Genomic DNA, 17,221 nt, shown 5'->3' with positions numbered 1-17,221 from the left:
ACAAACCCATGTTAAGAGCGCTGTATCTAGTTATTATCGCAGTTTGTATATTACCAACCATTCCGGGGTTGCTCGGAGTGGTGGTCTCTGCGCTCGGCTATGTCCCTCCGATTGGTCTTCACCACTTCTCGCTGGATGGCTTTAGTGCCGTCTTCGATTGGGAAGGCGTATGGACGTCCATTGGCCTGACTTTCTATTCCGCCATTTTCAGCAGTTACCTTGCTTGCTTAATGACGTTTGCGATTCTGCAAGCTTCTTGGGGGAGTAAATTCTGGCGTAAGATTGAAGTCAGCCTTTCCCCACTTCTCGCTATGCCACATGTGGCTTTTGCGATTGGTTTTGCTTTCCTATTTGCGCCGACTGGCATGGGTGTTCGCGTACTCAACCAAATGTTTGGTTACGATCCAAATGCCCAAACAGTGAATGACTTAGCACTGCTGATCAAAGACCCATACGCACTGGGTTTGATCATCATGCTTGCCATTAAAGAAGTGCCGTTTTTATTGTTGATGAGCATCCCTATTCTTCAGCAATTAAAAGTCGAGAAGATTGAAAAAGTGAGCCATTCGATGGGTTACAGCTCCGCGCAAACGTGGTGGAAATGCGTTTTCCCACAATGGTTAGCGAAGCTGCGTTTCCCTATGTTGGCCGTTCTAGCTTACAGCTTATCGGTTGTTGATGTGGCGCTAATTATTGGCCCAACCAACCCTCCTACTTTTGCAGTGTTGGTATGGCAATGGTTTAACGATCCTGACTTATCCCTGCTACCAAGAGCGGCGGCAGGTGCAGTGGTGTTATTTGCCATTGCGAGCACCTTAATTGGTTTTGCTCGACTCGTTGAATGGACCATCACTAAAGGCTTTAAACGCTGGCAATACTCTGGCCGCAGCGGCTTCCACTTACCGGGCAAAACTTTGTTCTCTATGATTGCACTACTCGCACTGTTAATGGTGCCACTTATGGTGGTGTGGAGCTTCGCTCAACGTTGGCGATTCCCTGACTTATTGCCGAGCCGTTATAGCTTACGTTTTTGGGAATACGAGTGGCAAAGTATTCTTGGCACGCTCGAGCAAAGCATGTTGATTGCGGTGATCTGTGCGTCTATTGCCCTTGTGCTGGCGCTAATTGCTCATGAATACCGATTACGTTACCGATGGCAGGTGCCGGGATACATCATTGCCGTGCCAATGTTGATCCCCCAGCTATCGGTGTTGTTTGGTATGCAAGTCGTCACGCTGTATCTCGACAGCAACGCGTACTTCTTCTGGGTATGCTGGGCTCACGTGTTCTTTGCGTTCCCGTTTGTTTATCTGTCCTTGGATGGTCCTTGGCGCAGCTTCGATAACGGTTTAACTCGTGTTGCCCTAAGCCTTGGTAAATCACCGATGCAGGCTTGGCTAAAAGTCAAACTGCCGATTCTTCTGCCAGCAATCGCTTTTGCTTGGGCGGTGGGCATCAGTGTTAGCTTGGCGCAATACCTACCAACACTCGTGCTGGGGGCCGGTCGCATCAGCACCATAACAACAGAAGCGGTAGCCCTATCAAGTGGCTTCGACCGTCGTGTCACCGCGATTTACGCAATTTGGCAAGCGCTCTTGCCGTTAATGTTCTTCTCTTTTGCGATTCTACTTAGTCGTTTACACGTTAAGTATCGCCGGTTGTCTATTAAAGGTTTACTACCGAATGAGTCTTTGTCTCGAAAACCTCGCCATCCGTAAAACCAATGGCGACATACTTTTCTCTGCCTTCAACATGACGGTAGAGAAAGGTGAAATTGTTACCCTGATGGGCCCAAGTGGCTGTGGCAAATCCACCTTGTTGGATGCCATTGCTGGTCACCTGTCTTCCGAGTTCGACTATTCAGGCTCAATCACACTCGATAATGAAAAGCTGGATGCTTTACCTGCGCACAAACGTCAGGTGGGTATCCTATTCCAAGATGACTTGCTCTTCCCGCACCTTACCGTGTGGGAAAACCTTGCGTTCGCACTACCAAATTCAATCAAAGGGGCTGAGCGTAAAGAACGTGCGATGCAAGCATTGAAACACATCTCGTTAACCAAGCTCGCGGAATCTTTCCCAGATCAAATATCAGGTGGTCAGCGCGCCCGTATCGCTCTGACTCGTATGTTGTTGGCGAAACCAAAAGTTGCCCTACTCGACGAACCATACAGCAAACTCGATAAAGATTTGCGCGTGCAGTTTCGTAACTGGGTCGTGGAACAACTTCAACTCGCTAATATCCCCGCGTTGATGGTGACGCACGATGAAGACGATATCCCTGCAGGCAGTCGTTGCCTGAACTGGCCGTGGGAGACAAGTCATGCTTGATAGTCTAAGCATCAAAATCATTAAGTGGCCATTGACACAGAGTGCGAAACTGATTGATAAATGTGGCGTGACGGCTAACCAAACCACGCTGTTTGGTTTCGCCCTTGGCTGCTTTGCACTTCCTGCCTTGGTAGCAGAGCAATACACGCTTGCATTAGCGTTTATTCTACTGAATCGAATCTGTGATGGATTAGATGGTGCGTTGGCAAGAATTCAAGGCATCACCGATGCGGGTGGCTTCCTTGATATTAGCCTAGACTTCTTGTTCTATTCTCTGATCCCATTCGGCTTTGTAATAGCAAATCCAGAACAGAACGCCGTTGCGGGCGCATTCTTGATCTTCTCATTTATTGGAACAGGAAGCAGCTTCTTAGCTTTCGCGATTATGGCAGGTAAACGTGGTATCGATAATCCTGTCTACAAGCACAAATCTCTGTACTACATGAGCGGTCTGACAGAAGGCACAGAGACCATCGGTTGCTTCGTGCTGTTCTGTTTGTTCCCACAACATTTTGCCGTGATTGCGTACATCTTTGGTGCAGCGTGTTGGTTTACTACGTTTACGCGTATTTACTCTGGATTTCAAACATTAAAGTCGTAACCTTCCCCACGTTAAGAAGCATGTTGGCGCGAAAACAAAAACGATTGGCGCCAGTAAAAAAAGATTCAGTCAAACTCGTGTAAACTGTAGGCTCGTAGTCCAATTTTTTATTCATTGAACTATGAGCCTCGAAATAGATAAACAATGACATCAAAAAGAAGGTGAATTTGGAAGATAAAAGACTGATTCTCAAACAATATGAATCACATCGGCCGCCAGGAGATTTTCACACTCATAGTTATTCACATATCGCCTACGTGCACCAAGGGTGTCAAATTGTATCAACGGACAAGCATAGTCTGTTATCCATGCCGGGCTCATTAGTCTATATTCCAGCCTATACACCGCACCGAGCAGAGTTTCTAAAGCGCTCGCAGGTTTCTCTTCTTAAGCTGCCCTCCAACTCAACCCCAAATATAAAAGCAGTCTGTATGCTGGACGTTTCACCAATCATCACACAGTTGTTCAGTGTTTGGAAAAACAAGACTCAAGATCCCAAGTTAGCCGACCAATACATAGATGTTCTTATCGACCAGTGCTCTCGTTGCGCACCGACAACTCACCCTTTCGTCGCGCAGGGTAGCATGGACCGACGCCTATTAATCATAATCGAAGCGCTCTCTGATAAACCAACCATTAAAATGTCTATCTCGCAGTTATCGCAAAAGACTGGTGCGTCAGTGCGAACATTAAACCGATTGTTCCTTTCGCACTTCAAAGCTTCTTTCAAAGAGATCCGAAATAAAGTAGTCATGGAGCGAGCGGAGCAAATGATGAAAAAAGGCATAAGCGCAACGGTTGTTGCGTTTGAGCTTGAGTATTCAAGTCTCTCTTCTTTTTCGACTGCTTATAACAAGCATCAAAAGCAAAATATGGATTAACGGTCAAATATGTACAGTGACCAGACGATATGGCGCGTTTTGTAAACAAACTGTCAGCTACCCAAAAGCTTTAAACGACGCACCTCTCTACCATGTTTAACTACTCCTTTAACAAGGCATGAGGTTAAACGAATGTCCAAACTCCAGATCATATTTATCAGCCTAATCATGGCGTCCAGCTATTTTTTTGCCTCGAGCATGTATGTGCCAAGCCTCCCCGAGATACAGAATTCTCTGCACACCTCAGAGGCACTTGTGCAACAATCTTTGAGCGTATTTTTTATTGCACTAGCATGCAGTCAACTACTCGCTGGACCTTTTTCCGAAAGATATGGAAGGAAGCCCGTCGCCTTACTCTCAGCCGTCATTTTTGTGGCAGGCTCAGCGCTGTGCGCCCTATCACAAAGCATCGAGTCTCTTCTGATTGGTAGAGTTGTACAAGGTTTTGGCGTAGGAGGACTCTACTTGCTTTGTAGAACAATACTACAAGACGCTTTCGAAAAATCGGAACTTATGGGGATACTTGCCTGGTATGGGATTATTTTTATGAGCTTACCAGGCTTAACTCCAATTCTAGGTGGGTACCTCACAACACATTTTAGCTGGGAAGCAAACTTTATCTTTTTGCTCGGCCTAGCGGTTGTGACATTGCTTGTCATCGCAGTAATTAAACGCGAGACAATCAGTCAACATAACCCGGACGCAATCAAACCTAAGCAAATGCTAAAAGACTATGCTTTTATCACTTCAAACCTAACATTTTTGTGTTATCTCGCAATGATGATCAGCGGCACGAGCTGTCTTCTACTTTTCCAAGTGATGGGCTCCTTCGTTGCTCAAAACCAATTTGACATCTCAGTAGCAGATTTTGGATTAGGTGCAATGACGTTAATGATCAGTAGCGTGGTATCACGATTATTTTGGAATCAGTTCTTAAAGAACCGCCTAAGTGAGAATCTGACGCTTTTCTTCGGCTGCGTAATCCAAGTTTCAGGCTGTGCCCTGACGACATTCAGCCTTATGGTGAAAAGCTATTCATTCATGTTGTTGGGATTCTGCGTGATGTCATTTGGAGTTGCGTTCTTACTTGCTATCGCGGGCGTTTCAGCCTTGTATATGTTTCCGAAACACAAAGGGCAAGTTGGCGCGATTTATGGAGCATTACAGATGATAGGAGCATTTGGTTTCACCTACGGTTTATCGATGTTGCCTGCGACTCAGAGCATGATGGTACTCACTAGTTGGATGCTCGCTATGACAAGCGCTATCGCATTTTTCATCATCTTCATTGAGCAACGTAGAGCAGTAGGCCAAGCATGCACGCTCTCTGAAAATTAGTTCTTCAGAACACCACTGCTCGCTATTTGTTACCCTGATAACTAACAGGGGTTTGGCCTCAAAGTTTCCATTCTGTTGAGGCCAAACTTCTCCTATCAGAATAACCAGCCGAAAATAAGCTGTGAGAGCACAATTCCCAACATAAAACTCGGTAAGTGCCAAGTCTGCTGCTTAGCTCGGTAATACTCTTTTTGTATATCTTCTTGGTAGCTCTTTATGGCTAATTCTTTAATGTAATTATTATGCATAACTTATCCTCATGACGTTTTGGTGTGCGGAGGATAAAAGCTCAAGTTAACTTTAGGTCAACAGTAAAATATCAATTTCGGATAACATTATTTCCGTAGGCTAAAATCCTTACGCTTAGCCGTTAAACTCAACCAGTTGCATTTGTTTGTATCGCAGTAATGCAGCTTCACTTGATCGTCGTCAATGGAACATCAATCTCTCACACCTTTCGATGTTCAAATGACATCAACTTGCTAGCATGAGCCCATTCAAGCTAACTCCGGGCCTGTTATGACTCCTACTGTCGATCACGTACTTCTCAATATCGCACTCAACCTGAGCTCAAATCGCTCTCATGAGCAGCAATACCAAAACCTGATTGATGGAGTGGCCCAAGTCTTCCCTTGTGATGCGAGTTGTCTGTTTATCTTTGATGAAGATGGCTTCCTAACGCCAGTTGCAGTAAAAGGCCTGTCGAGCTCAGTACTCGGTCGCCGCTACTTTCCTAAAGCTCACCCACGTTTAGAGGCCATCATTCATAGTCGTGAGCCGGTTCGCTTCGACGCTGATTGTGCCCTGCCCGATCCATTTGATGGAACACTTTTAACGGAAGATCAATGCATTGACGTTCATGACTGCATGGGCTTTAGCTTGTACGTTGAGGGGCAACTTGTCGGCGCATTAACCATGGACGCACTTGCGGTTGGTGCGTTTGATCATATCGACCCAGTCGCAATCGAAACGTTCGCAGCACTAACGGCAGCAACACTGCGTAACATTGCGCAATTAAAAGCCCTTAAAGCACAGAACCAGAAGCAAAAGAGCGTCACGCAAACCCTGATCCAACAGGCACGCTCACAACACGGTGACATGGTTGGCTTAAGCCCACAAATCAATCAATTACGAAACAACATTGCGACCGTTGCTCAGTCGGATTACGCAGTATTAGTAACGGGAGAAACGGGGACCGGTAAAGAGCTTGTTGCTCATTCAGTTCATGCTCAATCTCATCGCAATGATAAACCGATGATTTACGTAAACTGCGCTGCCCTACCCGAAGGTTTGGCGGAGAGCGAACTGTTTGGCCACGTAAAGGGCGCTTTTACAGGAGCTAATAGTCATCGTGCAGGTAAGTTCGAACTGGCTGATGGCGGTACAATCTTCTTAGATGAAGTGGGTGAATTGCCATTGATTTTGCAGGCAAAACTGTTGCGAGTGATCCAACAAGGAGAGTTACAACGCGTAGGTAGCGATCAGCATTTGATGGTTAACGTGCGCATCATCGCAGCCACCAACCGACAGTTAGAAAAAGAAGTGGAAGATGGCACATTCCGTGCGGATCTGTTCCATCGTTTAAACGTATTCCCAATCAAAGTGCCACCACTGCGCGCGCGTGATGGCGACATTCCGGTTCTTGCAGGATATTTGTTAGAAAAAGTACGTCAGCAATTTAATGCACCAAACCTTCACGTTCACCCTAAGGTACTGACTCAACTAGAATCTCTGCCTTGGTACGGTAACGTTCGAGAACTTGAACACACCTTAACGCGAGCAGCGTTACATGCCATTCAACAAGGCGCGAGCACCATCATGCTCAATCACTTTGACACTTCATTGGCATTGGATGATGTAAAAAACACATCGCATTACTTACCGAAAGACAGCCAACCAATGCGTGAGTTAGTAGAGAGTTATCAACGAGACTTGATTGAACACGCTTTAAGCCAAACCGGTGGGGTTTGGGCAAAAGCAGCTGAGTTTTTACAAATGGATCGGGGCAACTTGTATCGCATGGGTAAAAAGCTCGGCATTAGCAAATAGAAGCCTCTACTTCGCTCTCTTCTCTTGAGAGAGAAGAAACTTACGTCTTAAAAAGATAGATTCCGGATGGCTCACTTAGGCTCGTCCGGAATGACACCTAACACCAATGCACATGGGCTAACTGTCCCATCTGGTTTCTCGCTTTTCATTCCCTCTTCCTCATTCAAAACAACTAAACCGCTCTAGTCTCTGCTTTCTTCTGGCTCTTTAAACTCACCAAGTTCTCAGTTGCCGTTTTGCGTCACTCCCGAAAACGCCAAAAGAGCGCAATCGGGAATCTCTTGCCTCCATACAACCGCATTAACTTTTCTTCTGTTTAACAAGCACTTCCACTTTCGACAGTTCAAGCGTTTACCTACGCGTTGCTTTTCTCATCACATCTGTATTTTCGTTGTCATTTACACATCATTCGCGTTGTCACAATCACATCAACCACTCACTTAAAAAGCAACAAAAACATTAAAAATCAATAAGGTAATAATTGGCACGCATTCTGCTCTAAAAGGAAAAACAAAACGACTATTACTACAATCACTGGAGAACCCAATATGTTCTGTATTCAATGTGAACAGACAATCCAAACCCCAGCTGTAAAAGGCTGTTCTTTCGCACAAGGTATGTGCGGCAAAACTTCAGAGGTATCCGATCTACAAGACGTGTTGGTTTACACTCTGCAAGGGGTTTCTTTTTGGGCAGCACGCGCGCTTGAATTCAACATCATCAATGATGAAATCAACCAATGGGCTCCAAGAGCATTCTTCTCTACGTTGACTAACGTAAACTTCGATCCTGAACGTATCCTTGAGCTAACCTCTCAAGCAGCTACTTACAAAGCACTGCTAAAAGACCAAGTGATGTCTGCAGCTACACTGGCAGACAAAGTAGTAAAGAACATTCCAGACGTTGCGAACTTCGAACTGCCAAACAGCACAGAAGAAATCCTAGCGTTTGCTCCACAAGTGGCGGTAAACCGTGGTAAAGACCAAGTACACGAAGACGTTATCGGCCTACGCCTACTTTGCCTGTACGGCTTAAAAGGTGCTGCTGCGTACATGGAACACGCACGAGTATTAGAGCAAACCAACAATGACATCTTCGCCGAATACCACGAAATCATGGCTTGGTTAGGTACTGACCCTGAAGATCTAGGCGAACTGCTAGATTGCTCAATGCGCATCGGTCTTATGAACTACAAAGTGATGGAAATGCTGGATCATGGTGAGACAGCAACGTTCGGTCACCCAGAGCCAACCACTGTTAACGTGAAGCCAGTGAAAGGCAAATGTATTCTTGTTTCTGGTCACGACCTTCACGACCTAGAAAAAATCCTGCAACAGACCGAAGGCAAAGGCATTAACGTTTACACCAATGGTGAAATGCTGCCTGCACACGGCTACCCAGAGCTGAAAAAATACCCTCATCTAGTGGGTAACTACGGCAGTGCGTGGCAGAACCAACAGAAAGAGTTCGCTAACTTCCCTGGCGCGATTGTTATGACATCAAACTGTCTATTGAACCCGGACGTTGGCCAATACGCAGACCGTTTATTCACACGCAGCATTGTAGGTTGGCCAGGTGTGGCTCATCTAGAAGGTGATGATTTTAGCCAAGTGGTTGAATGTGCATTAGCGCAAGAAGGCTTTCAGCATGACGAAATCGAACACAACATCACGGTTGGCTTCGGTCGTAACGCACTAATGAACGCAGCACCTGCCGTTATCGAGCAAGTGAAGCAAGGCAACATCAAACATTTCTTCCTAGTAGGTGGTTGTGATGGCGACAAAGCAGAGCGTAGCTACTACACCGACTTCACTGCAGAAGCGCCAGAAGATACGCTAATCCTAACGCTAGCTTGTGGTAAATACCGTTTCAACAAGAACACATTTGGCGACATCAATGGCATCCCTCGTCTATTGGATGTAGGCCAATGTAACGATGCGTACTCAGCAATCCAGCTTGCACTGGCACTTGCAAAAGAGTTCGATTGCGACATCAACGAGCTTCCTCTAACGCTTGTTCTGTCTTGGTTCGAACAAAAAGCGATTGTGATCCTGCTTACGCTATTCGCTCTTGGTGTGAAAGGCATCTACACCGGTCCAACAGCGCCTGCATTCCTAACGCCAAACTTGATTGAGATTATCCAAGAGAAGTTCGACATGCGCAGTATTGGCACTGTTCAGGACGACCTTAAAACCATCCTAGCAGCGTAATCGCCTCGCTTATCATGCGCCTCCTTAGTTGGGGGCGCTTCTATCTATTGAGTACTCGATAACCAAAGAGATTGTTATGTTTTTTGAATGGCAAGGCAGTCAACCTGTCACGTTAAGCTGTGTAGACAAATACCATGAAACTGCCGATGCAGTGAGCCTCAAGTTGGCAGACCTGTCAGAATCGCTCTTGTTTGAGTTTAAAGCGGGTCAGTTCATCAACCTTGGTGTTGAAATCGATGGCAAGATGGAGTTTCGTGCTTACTCACTCAGCTCTCTTTCCGGTGACGACTGCTTGCAACTGACGATCAAGCGTGTCGAAGGCGGTAAGGTCTCCAACTACATCATCGATAAGCTTCTCATTGGCGATACGGTTCAAGCTCTTCCCCCTACGGGTGATTTCAACTGCATCGATCATCCACCAATCGAGGTTAACGGTAGAAAGAAAGCACTGCTCATTAGTGCGGGCTGCGGTATTACGCCTGTATTCGCGATGGCAAAAGAATGGCTAGATAACGACGCTGGAGTTGATATTGAGTTCCTGCACATTGCTCGCTCTCAGCCTGAAACCATCTACTTTGATTTATTAGAGACCTACCATTCAGTTTATTCAGATTTCAATTTGAAATTACTACTGAAAAACCGCGGTGAAACGCTTTACCCAGAAGGTCGTTTGAATGCCGAATGGTTAAAAGAACTGGTGCCAGACTTTAAGCAGCGCACGGTTTATCTATGCGGTCCAAATCAGTTTATGCTTGATGTCCAAAGCTACCTAAGTGAACTTGGCTTTGATATGGCAAACTTCTTTCAAGAAAGCTTTACACCAGCAGCCAGTGAAGAAGCTGAAGTATCGGATGAAACGGCCAGTGTGTCAGTGCCAGACTTTGCTCAGACGATCGATGCGCAAAAAGGCCAAGTCCTTGCTGATGTGTTGGAAGGTGCTGGACTACCGCTGATCGTGGCTTGTCGAAGCGGCATTTGTGGTTCTTGTAAGTGTAAGGTTCGCACAGGCAGCGTTTCTTCAACCAGTCTTGAAACGTTGACCCCAGAAGAAATTGAGCAAGGATACGTACTCGCCTGTTCTTCAACGATTGAATCCGACCTCGAAGTTCAGATTGGTTAAAGCCCTTTATACGAACATTAAAAAAGCGCCGTACTGGCGCTTTTTGTTTATGGAAAAATGTTATTAAACTCGGAAGTTTATTAATCTAAACTCAGCTAAACAACAAAACCTTCAGTGCAGCTTCGCTATCTACATCCATAAACTCTGGTGGGTTATCCAAACGCTCACGGAATGTTAGCTGTGGCGCTTCTTCCTTCATGCTTTCAATCAAGAAATCGCTGGTCACCGATGGCGAGTTAACACACGCTAACACCTGTCCACCTTCTGCCAATAAATCTGGCAAACGACGTAGAATCTTTTTGTAGTCTTTGGTTAGTGCAAAGCTGCCTTTCTGGAATGACGGCGGATCAATGATGATCATATCGTACTGACCTGACTTCTTGATCTTGCCCCACGACTTAAAGATATCGTGCCCCATAAAGCTCACTTGGTTGATGTTATGACCATTCAGCTTATGGTTCTCACGCCCCTTAGACAGCGACGCTTTCGCCATATCCACGTTAACCACTTTATCTGCGCCACCAGCAATAGCCGCCACAGAGAAGCCACAAGTATAAGCAAACAAGTTAAGTACGTTTTTGTGCTTCGCATTTTCACGCACCCAATCACGACCGTAGCGCATATCAAGGAACAGACCGAAGTTCTGGTTACGACCGATGTCTAGCTGGTACTTCAAGCCACTTTCTTCAACCACAGGTCGAGCATCTAGCTCACCCAATAGGATTTCAGAAGGTGCACCGTCAGCATAACGGTGCTGAATCACGATCGTGCAGCCCTGTTTCTCTGCCCACAGAGCAGAATCAGAAAGCGTGTTCAATCCCGCTTTTAATTCGCTCAGAAACGACTCATCCACTTCTTTAAATAGATTGATGATCAACTGACCTTGTAACCAATCACACGTAATTTGCTCTAAACCTTCGAAGCGGCGGCCACGACCGTGAAACAGTCGGCGGATTTCGTTGGGAGCTTGTGTTAGCTCGGCTTCTAGATGCTGAAAAAACAGCGGAAGTTGTGATGCTTGCATCGAATTCTCTTATTCGTTTTCTTTGTGATGGTTATTTGATCGTAGGCCAGTTTAGTTCCCACGGAGAGAGCCAAGTGTCGATGCCTTGGGATACCGTTTCATTGTACCATTTACTGCCAAGTGCTTTGTGTTCACGTGGATCGCAAACAAAGCAATGTGTTTCATCTTGATACGGGAAACACAGCGAAAATGCATGCAAGTAGCCACGGTCGGCTTCATTGCCTGCATTATAAATAGGATCGCCAACAATACCCGAGCCAACTGATTTCAATGCCACGCGAATTTGGTGCGTTTTGCCAGTGTGTGGCTTACATAAAAACAGGCGCTCTCCCGGCTCTGCTGCGAGGGAGAAGAATTGAGTAATCGCAGGATTCGCTTTGCTGTTAACCAGCTTCCATGAAGAACGACGAGAGCGTTCCATGTCACCCACTACCAGCCCTTGCTTCTTCTTAGGCTTTTTCGAGCCAATCGCAAGATAGAACTTCTCGACTTCACGATCTGCAAATGCTTGCGACAACGCACTTGCAGCTTTTGCGTTGCGACCCAAAAGCAAAATTCCAGACGTCATTTTGTCGAGGCGATGGATAAGATACAACTGCTCATCACCACTTTGTTTTGCTACTTCTTGCAGCAACATGGTATCACCATCGTCCTTATGCACTGAGACGTTGGGATGTTTATTGATGATCAGAAAATCTGGATGGGTGTGTAGAATGTCGAACATAAAAAACTGGCTCCACGTTTGGAGCCAGAAGTATACCGATTCTAAGCAATTAGGCGATCTTAAACTTACCCACCAGCGCTTCCAATTCTTGCACCCTACGGTTCAAACCATCTGTCTCACACTGAATACCCATTATTGATATTAATTCCATCAATCCTATAAATAATGAATATAAAAAAGCGGGAGTCTGTGAAGACTCCCGCTTATTAATTTTCGAATTTGGCTGATTGCTGTTCGCTTATAGCTTCTTAGAGAAGATACCCGCTAGAGCAATGATGCCGATACCTAGTAGCATGATTTCGCCCTTACCGCTGTCGAAACCAGACTTGATACCCATGAAGGCTACGATAGCGATAGCAACTGGGATTACGTATTTCACTAGGTTGTACCAAAGACCAAATAGTGGGAAAGATACTTTACCGTCGTTAGTAATCTCTTTCTCAAGGTCAGCACGGTTTAGACGCCAGCCTGCGAAGATACATACCAACATACCGCCAACCGCTAGGAAGATCTTATCTGTTAGTAGGTCGAAGATGTCGAATGCACCTGTACCGAATAGTGTTGGACCAACACCGCCAAGCGATAGTGATGCAAACACACATAGTGATGCCATTACGACACTTGCAGAAAGTACTGCTGTTGAACGCTTCAGGCCTTTCTCATCGATTAGGTAAGAAACCACAACTTCCAATAGAGATACTGAAGACGTCAGTGCCGCTACTGTTAGACCGATGAAGAACATCAGAGCAAATAGAAGACCAATTACGCCGCCCATTTCAGCAAACAGCTGAGGTACAACAACGAATACTAGACCTGGACCTGCTGCTGGTTCCATACCGAATGCGAACATCGCTGGGAACATTGCAACACCTGCAAGGATAGCAACACCGGTATCCATCGCAGTAACCATACCTGTAGTCTGAACTAAGTTCTCTTTCTTCTTAAGGTAAGAACCGTACGTCATCATACAACCCATACCAAGAGACAGTGAGAAGAATGCTTGGCCTAGCGCCGCTAGAACAACATTGCTGTCTACTTTCGAGAAGTCTGGCATGAATAGGAATTCAAGACCCGCCATTGCACCCGGTAGCATCAGACCTTTCACCGATACAACGATCAGGATAAGGAATAGAAGAGGCATCAGGATTTTACCCGCTTTTTCGATACCGCCGGAAATACCCTTCATTACGATAACGATGTTAAGGAATAGGTAAACACCCATCCACAGTAGCGGTTGAACTGGATCAGAAATGAAGCCGCCGAAGCTGTCACCAATTGCTTCAGGAGTACTTAGTAGACCACCACCTACTTTGAAGATGTACGCTAGCGCCCAGCCACCTACTACAGGGTAGAAACCCATGATAAGTAGACCACTCAGTACGCCGATAACACCGGTAAATGTCCAACGACGATCAGTCGATTTGAAAGCACCTACTGCTGAAAGACCTGTCTTACGACCAATAGCGAATTCAGTAAGCATTACGCTAAAGCCGATAAAAATAACAAACAAAAGGTAGATTGCAACGAACGCACCGCCACCGCTCTCACCCGCTGTGTAAGGGAATTTCCATATATTGCCTAAACCGACAGCGGAACCCGCTGCTGCCATTACGAAGCCTAGTTTAGACCCCCACGTATCACGTGGTGCTGCTGTATTTGTAGCCACGCTTTTTCTCCAAAGTATTTTGTTGTGTTTGCATAGAGATAGGCGTCTAGAATATGTTCGTGTAAATATTAATGTACACTTTATAAGATGTTTGTGTGACGCTCTATGTATGGTCAGTAAAGCAGTTTCAATTTAAAATTGGAACCACGATCAGCACATTTATCGCACAAATGTATTATTGTTCACGCTAAATGCTGCTTTTTTGTGCAAAAGTTAATGTTTCGTCCGACTTTTCACACATCAGTAACACAAACCCCCGTTATAAAATTCATTTCACATTACAAAGTCGTTCTGCCCTAGGATTATGAAAATAGTTTCCCGTTCCGGCATTTACGCTTAATATCCATATTGGGCTTATTACTTTTGGCGTATATGGACAAGTTCTATCACTTTATCACCCTCGCTGGCATCGGGCTTTACTGGTTTCTCGTTGCTGGTGTTACTATTCGCGTCGTTTTAAAGCGTCGTGCTGTTAGCGTCTCCCTCGCATGGCTGATGATCATCTACATCCTGCCAGTGCTTGGTGTTGCCTGTTATTTCTTATTTGGTGAGCTTAACCTTGGCCGAAAACGTGCAGAACGGGCCAAAGTGATGTTTACACCGTTCCAACAATGGTTCACTCAGTTAAATGATTGTAACGCACATGTTCCAGAAGCAATGGGGCGTCATATCTACCGCATTGATGAATTGTGTAACAACCGTTTGGGCCTTCCAGCACTGAGTGGCAACACGCTTTCGCTTCAACAATCACCGGATGAGATCCTTCACTCCATCATTAAAGACATCGAAAACGCACAACACACCATCCGTATGGTGTTCTACATTTGGCATCCGGGCGGCTTAGCCGACTCTGTTGCTTCTGCATTGATTCAAGCTGCAAAGCGTGGCGTGGATGTTAAGCTGCTGCTCGACTCAGCTGGTAGCCCGCGCTTCTTCCGCAGTCCTTGGTACAAGATGATGAAAGATGCGGGCATCGATGTGGTGCAAGCATTAGAAGTAAAGATGTGGCGTATTTTCCTTCGCCGTCTTGATTTGCGTCAGCACCGCAAGATCATCGTCATTGATGACGAGATCGCCTACACAGGTTCAATGAACTTGGTCGATCCTGCTTTCTTTAAACAAAGCAGCGGTGTCGGTCAGTGGATTGACATCATGGTGCGCATTACTGGCCCAACAGTGAACGTATTGAGTGCTATCCACTGTTGGGATTGGGAAGTAGAAACTGGCGAGCGTCAGCTGCCGACTCACCCTGAATGCCGAGTCGATAATGATGAATTTCAACACCCGATTCAAGTCGTACCGTCAGGTCCGGGTATGCCGGAGTATTTGATTTACCAAGTGTTGACCTTGGCAATCAACCAAGCGAATCGCTCTGTGAGGATCACGACACCTTACTTTGTTCCAAGCTCTGACCTACTTGAAACATTGAAGATGACCGCACAACGAGGCATTGATGTAGAGCTTATCATTCCTCATAAAAACGACTCCATGATGGTGCAGTGGGCATCACGCGCCTTCTACAGTGAGCTGATGGCAGCGGGTGTGAAAATCTATGAGTTCTATGGTGGCTTGCTGCACACTAAGTCAGTCGTCATTGATGAGCAATTCTGTTTAGTTGGCACGGTAAACATGGATATGCGCAGTTTATGGCTGAACTTTGAAGTGACGCTTGCGGTAGATGATGAAGAGTTCACCAAACAAATGTCATCACTACAAGACGCTTACGTCCAACAGTCACATACGGTCGACAAAGATGAGTGGGCAAAGCGCAGTATCTTTTCCCGCTTTTTAGAGCGCGTTTTCTATCTATTTAACCCATTACTGTAATAAATAAGATAAAGCCGCTAAATCTCAATAAAACCGACAGATTCATGCTGTCGGTTTTCTTTTTTACGCCCCATACCACTGTTTTTCGAGTGATGCTCGGACAAGTCGTTTCATTTCTATTTTTCCCTTGCAAACCACCCTTGCTCCATGTTTTAAATATTGAAAATCGTAATTTAGACAGGGAATTTTTATGTCAGAAGGCAAAAAGACCAAACTCGTCACCGCTGGTCGTGACAAGAAGTGGACTAACGGTGTGGTTAACCCACCAGTTCAGCGAGCTTCCACCATCGTGTTTGATACCGTTGCAGAAAAAAACCAAGCGATGATCAATCGCACTAACAAAACTCTGTTCTACGGGCGTCGCGGCACAAACACACACTTTGCCTTTCAAGATGCCATGGTTGAAGTAGAAGGCGGTGCGGGCTGTGCCCTTTACCCATGTGGTACCGCTGCGATCTCTAATGCGATCCTGTCTTTTATTGAGACGGGCGTTCACATCCTAATGGTCGATACCTGTTACGAACCGACCCGTGATTTCTGTGACACCATCATGAAAAAGATGGGCGTCGAAACGACTTACTTTGATCCTATGATTGGTGAAGGTATTCGTGATCTTATTCAACCGAATACCAAAATCCTTTTCTTAGAGTCTCCTGGCTCAATCACAATGGAAGTGATGGACGTACCGACGATGGCAAGCATCGCCCATGAGGGTGAAATCATCGTGATGCTGGATAATACTTGGGGCGCAGGCGTGAACTTCTCCCCATTTGACCACGGCGTCGATATCTCTATTCAGGCAGCAACCAAGTACATTGTTGGTCACTCTGATGTGATGTTGGGAACAGCGGTTGCTTCTGAGAAATACTGGGACCAATTACGTGAGCAAAGCTACCTGATGGGTCAATGCGTTTCTCCTGACGATGCATACCTTGGCCTGCGCGGTATTCGTACTCTTGATGTGCGTATACGTCAGCATGCAGAAAACAGCCTAAAAGTAGCGCAATGGCTGGAAAATCGTCCCGAGGTCGATCACGTTCGCCACCCAGCTTTGGAGAACTGCCCTGGACATGAATTCTTTAAACGTGACTTCACAGGTGGTAACGGCCTATTCTCGTTCGTCTTGAAAAGCTCGTACCCGAAAGCCACCACAGCAATGTTGGATGGCATGAAACACTTCAGCATGGGTTACTCATGGGGTGGTTTTGAGAGTTTGATTTTAGCTAACGAGCCAAAGAGCTTTAATAGCTTGCGCACAGTAGCGAATCCAAATTTCGAGGGCACACTGGTACGTCTTCACATCGGACTCGAGGATGTCGAAGACTTAATTGCTGACCTAGAAGCCGGCTTCGCACGATACAACGCGCTCGTGCTAGAAAAAGAAGCGTCTTTATAAGTATTCAGAATATCTATCAAATAGCCTCGCACTTCGCTGTCTCTTGATCACAAG

At 45.9% G+C, this 17,221-nt stretch carries 13 protein-coding genes and 1 pseudogene; 11 read left to right on the top strand and 3 right to left on the bottom strand.

The genetic code is table 11. The features are described from left to right. Positions 1–8: 8 nt before the first annotated feature. The 9 genes and pseudogenes from KIV40_RS14410 (at position 9) to KIV40_RS14370 (ending at position 10,530) form a co-directional block, all read left to right on the top strand. A complete protein-coding gene (locus KIV40_RS14410; protein ID WP_285349860.1) occupies positions 9–1,718 on the top strand; it encodes an ABC transporter permease in 1,710 nt (569 codons plus the stop codon). Beyond that, positions 1,684–2,331, top strand: coding sequence for an ATP-binding cassette domain-containing protein (locus KIV40_RS14405; RefSeq protein ID WP_285349858.1), 648 nt, complete (start codon positions 1,684–1,686; stop codon positions 2,329–2,331). Before KIV40_RS14410 ends, KIV40_RS14405 begins: the two co-directional genes overlap by 35 nt. Then, positions 2,324–2,932 carry a CDP-alcohol phosphatidyltransferase family protein gene (locus KIV40_RS14400; RefSeq protein ID WP_285349857.1) on the top strand — a complete coding sequence of 203 codons (609 nt, stop codon included), beginning with the start codon at positions 2,324–2,326 and terminating at the stop codon, positions 2,930–2,932. Before KIV40_RS14405 ends, KIV40_RS14400 begins: the two co-directional genes overlap by 8 nt. A 161-nt stretch (positions 2,933–3,093) precedes the next feature. Next, positions 3,094–3,279 (top strand): annotated as a pseudogene (locus tag KIV40_RS14395) (AraC family transcriptional regulator); the annotation flags it as partial. A gap of 84 nt (positions 3,280–3,363) precedes the next feature. Then, positions 3,364–3,813, top strand: a complete 450-nt coding sequence (locus tag KIV40_RS14390) for a helix-turn-helix domain-containing protein (RefSeq protein ID WP_012128284.1) — start codon at positions 3,364–3,366, stop codon at positions 3,811–3,813. Positions 3,814–3,945: 132 nt separating this feature from the next. After that, the gene (locus KIV40_RS14385) at positions 3,946–5,151 is read left to right on the top strand and encodes an MFS transporter (protein WP_285349855.1); all 1,206 of its coding nucleotides are present in this window, start codon (positions 3,946–3,948) and stop codon (positions 5,149–5,151) included. A 519-nt stretch (positions 5,152–5,670) separates the two neighbouring features. Continuing rightward, positions 5,671–7,200: a nitric oxide reductase transcriptional regulator NorR gene (gene norR, locus KIV40_RS14380; RefSeq protein ID WP_285349853.1), complete on the top strand. Its 1,530-nt coding sequence runs from the start codon at positions 5,671–5,673 to the stop codon at positions 7,198–7,200. 548 nt (positions 7,201–7,748) lie between these two features. Continuing rightward, a complete protein-coding gene (gene hcp / locus KIV40_RS14375; RefSeq protein ID WP_285349851.1) occupies positions 7,749–9,410 on the top strand; it encodes a hydroxylamine reductase in 1,662 nt (553 codons plus the stop codon). Positions 9,411–9,486: 76 nt separating this feature from the next. Next, on the top strand, positions 9,487–10,530 hold the full coding sequence (locus KIV40_RS14370; protein WP_285349850.1) for a hybrid-cluster NAD(P)-dependent oxidoreductase: 1,044 nt from the start codon (positions 9,487–9,489) through the stop codon (positions 10,528–10,530). Between the two features lie 91 nt (positions 10,531–10,621). Here KIV40_RS14370 and KIV40_RS14365 read toward each other — a convergent pair whose 3' ends face one another. The 3 genes from KIV40_RS14365 to KIV40_RS14355 all read right to left on the bottom strand — a co-directional run bounded on the left by KIV40_RS14365 (position 10,622) and on the right by KIV40_RS14355 (position 13,944). Beyond that, on the bottom strand, positions 10,622–11,554 hold the full coding sequence (locus KIV40_RS14365; protein ID WP_077200874.1) for a class I SAM-dependent methyltransferase: 933 nt from the start codon (positions 11,552–11,554) through the stop codon (positions 10,622–10,624). Between the two features lie 31 nt (positions 11,555–11,585). Next, positions 11,586–12,278, bottom strand: a complete 693-nt coding sequence (locus KIV40_RS14360) for a TIGR01621 family pseudouridine synthase (RefSeq protein ID WP_285349847.1) — start codon at positions 12,276–12,278, stop codon at positions 11,586–11,588. Between the two features lie 238 nt (positions 12,279–12,516). Next, entirely contained in the window at positions 12,517–13,944 is a 1,428-nt protein-coding gene (locus KIV40_RS14355) for a sodium-dependent transporter (RefSeq protein WP_010646075.1), read from the bottom strand. A 372-nt stretch (positions 13,945–14,316) separates the two neighbouring features. Here KIV40_RS14355 and cls point away from each other — a divergent pair, with 372 nt between their 5' ends. Together cls and KIV40_RS14345 are read left to right on the top strand one after the other, a co-directional pair. Next, the gene (gene cls / locus KIV40_RS14350; protein ID WP_285349846.1) at positions 14,317–15,771 is read left to right on the top strand and encodes a cardiolipin synthase; all 1,455 of its coding nucleotides are present in this window, start codon (positions 14,317–14,319) and stop codon (positions 15,769–15,771) included. 190 nt (positions 15,772–15,961) lie between these two features. After that, positions 15,962–17,167 carry a cystathionine beta-lyase gene (locus tag KIV40_RS14345; protein WP_285349845.1) on the top strand — a complete coding sequence of 402 codons (1,206 nt, stop codon included), beginning with the start codon at positions 15,962–15,964 and terminating at the stop codon, positions 17,165–17,167. Positions 17,168–17,221 lie beyond the last annotated feature (54 nt).

It is taken from the genome of Vibrio sp. D173a (assembly GCF_030248475.1).
The sequence above is the reverse complement of the archived record's forward strand: the minus strand, read 5'-3'. Positions and strand labels throughout refer to the sequence as shown.

Bases quoted from the DNA above. Each gene is read 5' to 3' on its own strand.
- KIV40_RS14410 (WP_285349860.1), top strand. From the start codon at position 9: ATGTTAAGAGCGCTGTATCTAGTTATTATCGCAGTTTGTATATTACCA.
- KIV40_RS14405 (WP_285349858.1), top strand. From the start codon at position 1,684: ATGAGTCTTTGTCTCGAAAACCTCGCCATCCGTAAAACCAATGGCGAC.
- KIV40_RS14400 (WP_285349857.1), top strand. From the start codon at position 2,324: ATGCTTGATAGTCTAAGCATCAAAATCATTAAGTGGCCATTGACACAG.
- KIV40_RS14390 (WP_012128284.1), top strand. From the start codon at position 3,364: ATGCTGGACGTTTCACCAATCATCACACAGTTGTTCAGTGTTTGGAAA.
- KIV40_RS14385 (WP_285349855.1), top strand. From the start codon at position 3,946: ATGTCCAAACTCCAGATCATATTTATCAGCCTAATCATGGCGTCCAGC.
- norR (WP_285349853.1), top strand. From the start codon at position 5,671: ATGACTCCTACTGTCGATCACGTACTTCTCAATATCGCACTCAACCTG.
- hcp (WP_285349851.1), top strand. From the start codon at position 7,749: ATGTTCTGTATTCAATGTGAACAGACAATCCAAACCCCAGCTGTAAAA.
- KIV40_RS14370 (WP_285349850.1), top strand. From the start codon at position 9,487: ATGTTTTTTGAATGGCAAGGCAGTCAACCTGTCACGTTAAGCTGTGTA.
- KIV40_RS14365 (WP_077200874.1), bottom strand. From the start codon at position 11,554: ATGCAAGCATCACAACTTCCGCTGTTTTTTCAGCATCTAGAAGCCGAG.
- KIV40_RS14360 (WP_285349847.1), bottom strand. From the start codon at position 12,278: ATGTTCGACATTCTACACACCCATCCAGATTTTCTGATCATCAATAAA.
- cls (WP_285349846.1), top strand. From the start codon at position 14,317: ATGGACAAGTTCTATCACTTTATCACCCTCGCTGGCATCGGGCTTTAC.
- KIV40_RS14345 (WP_285349845.1), top strand. From the start codon at position 15,962: ATGTCAGAAGGCAAAAAGACCAAACTCGTCACCGCTGGTCGTGACAAG.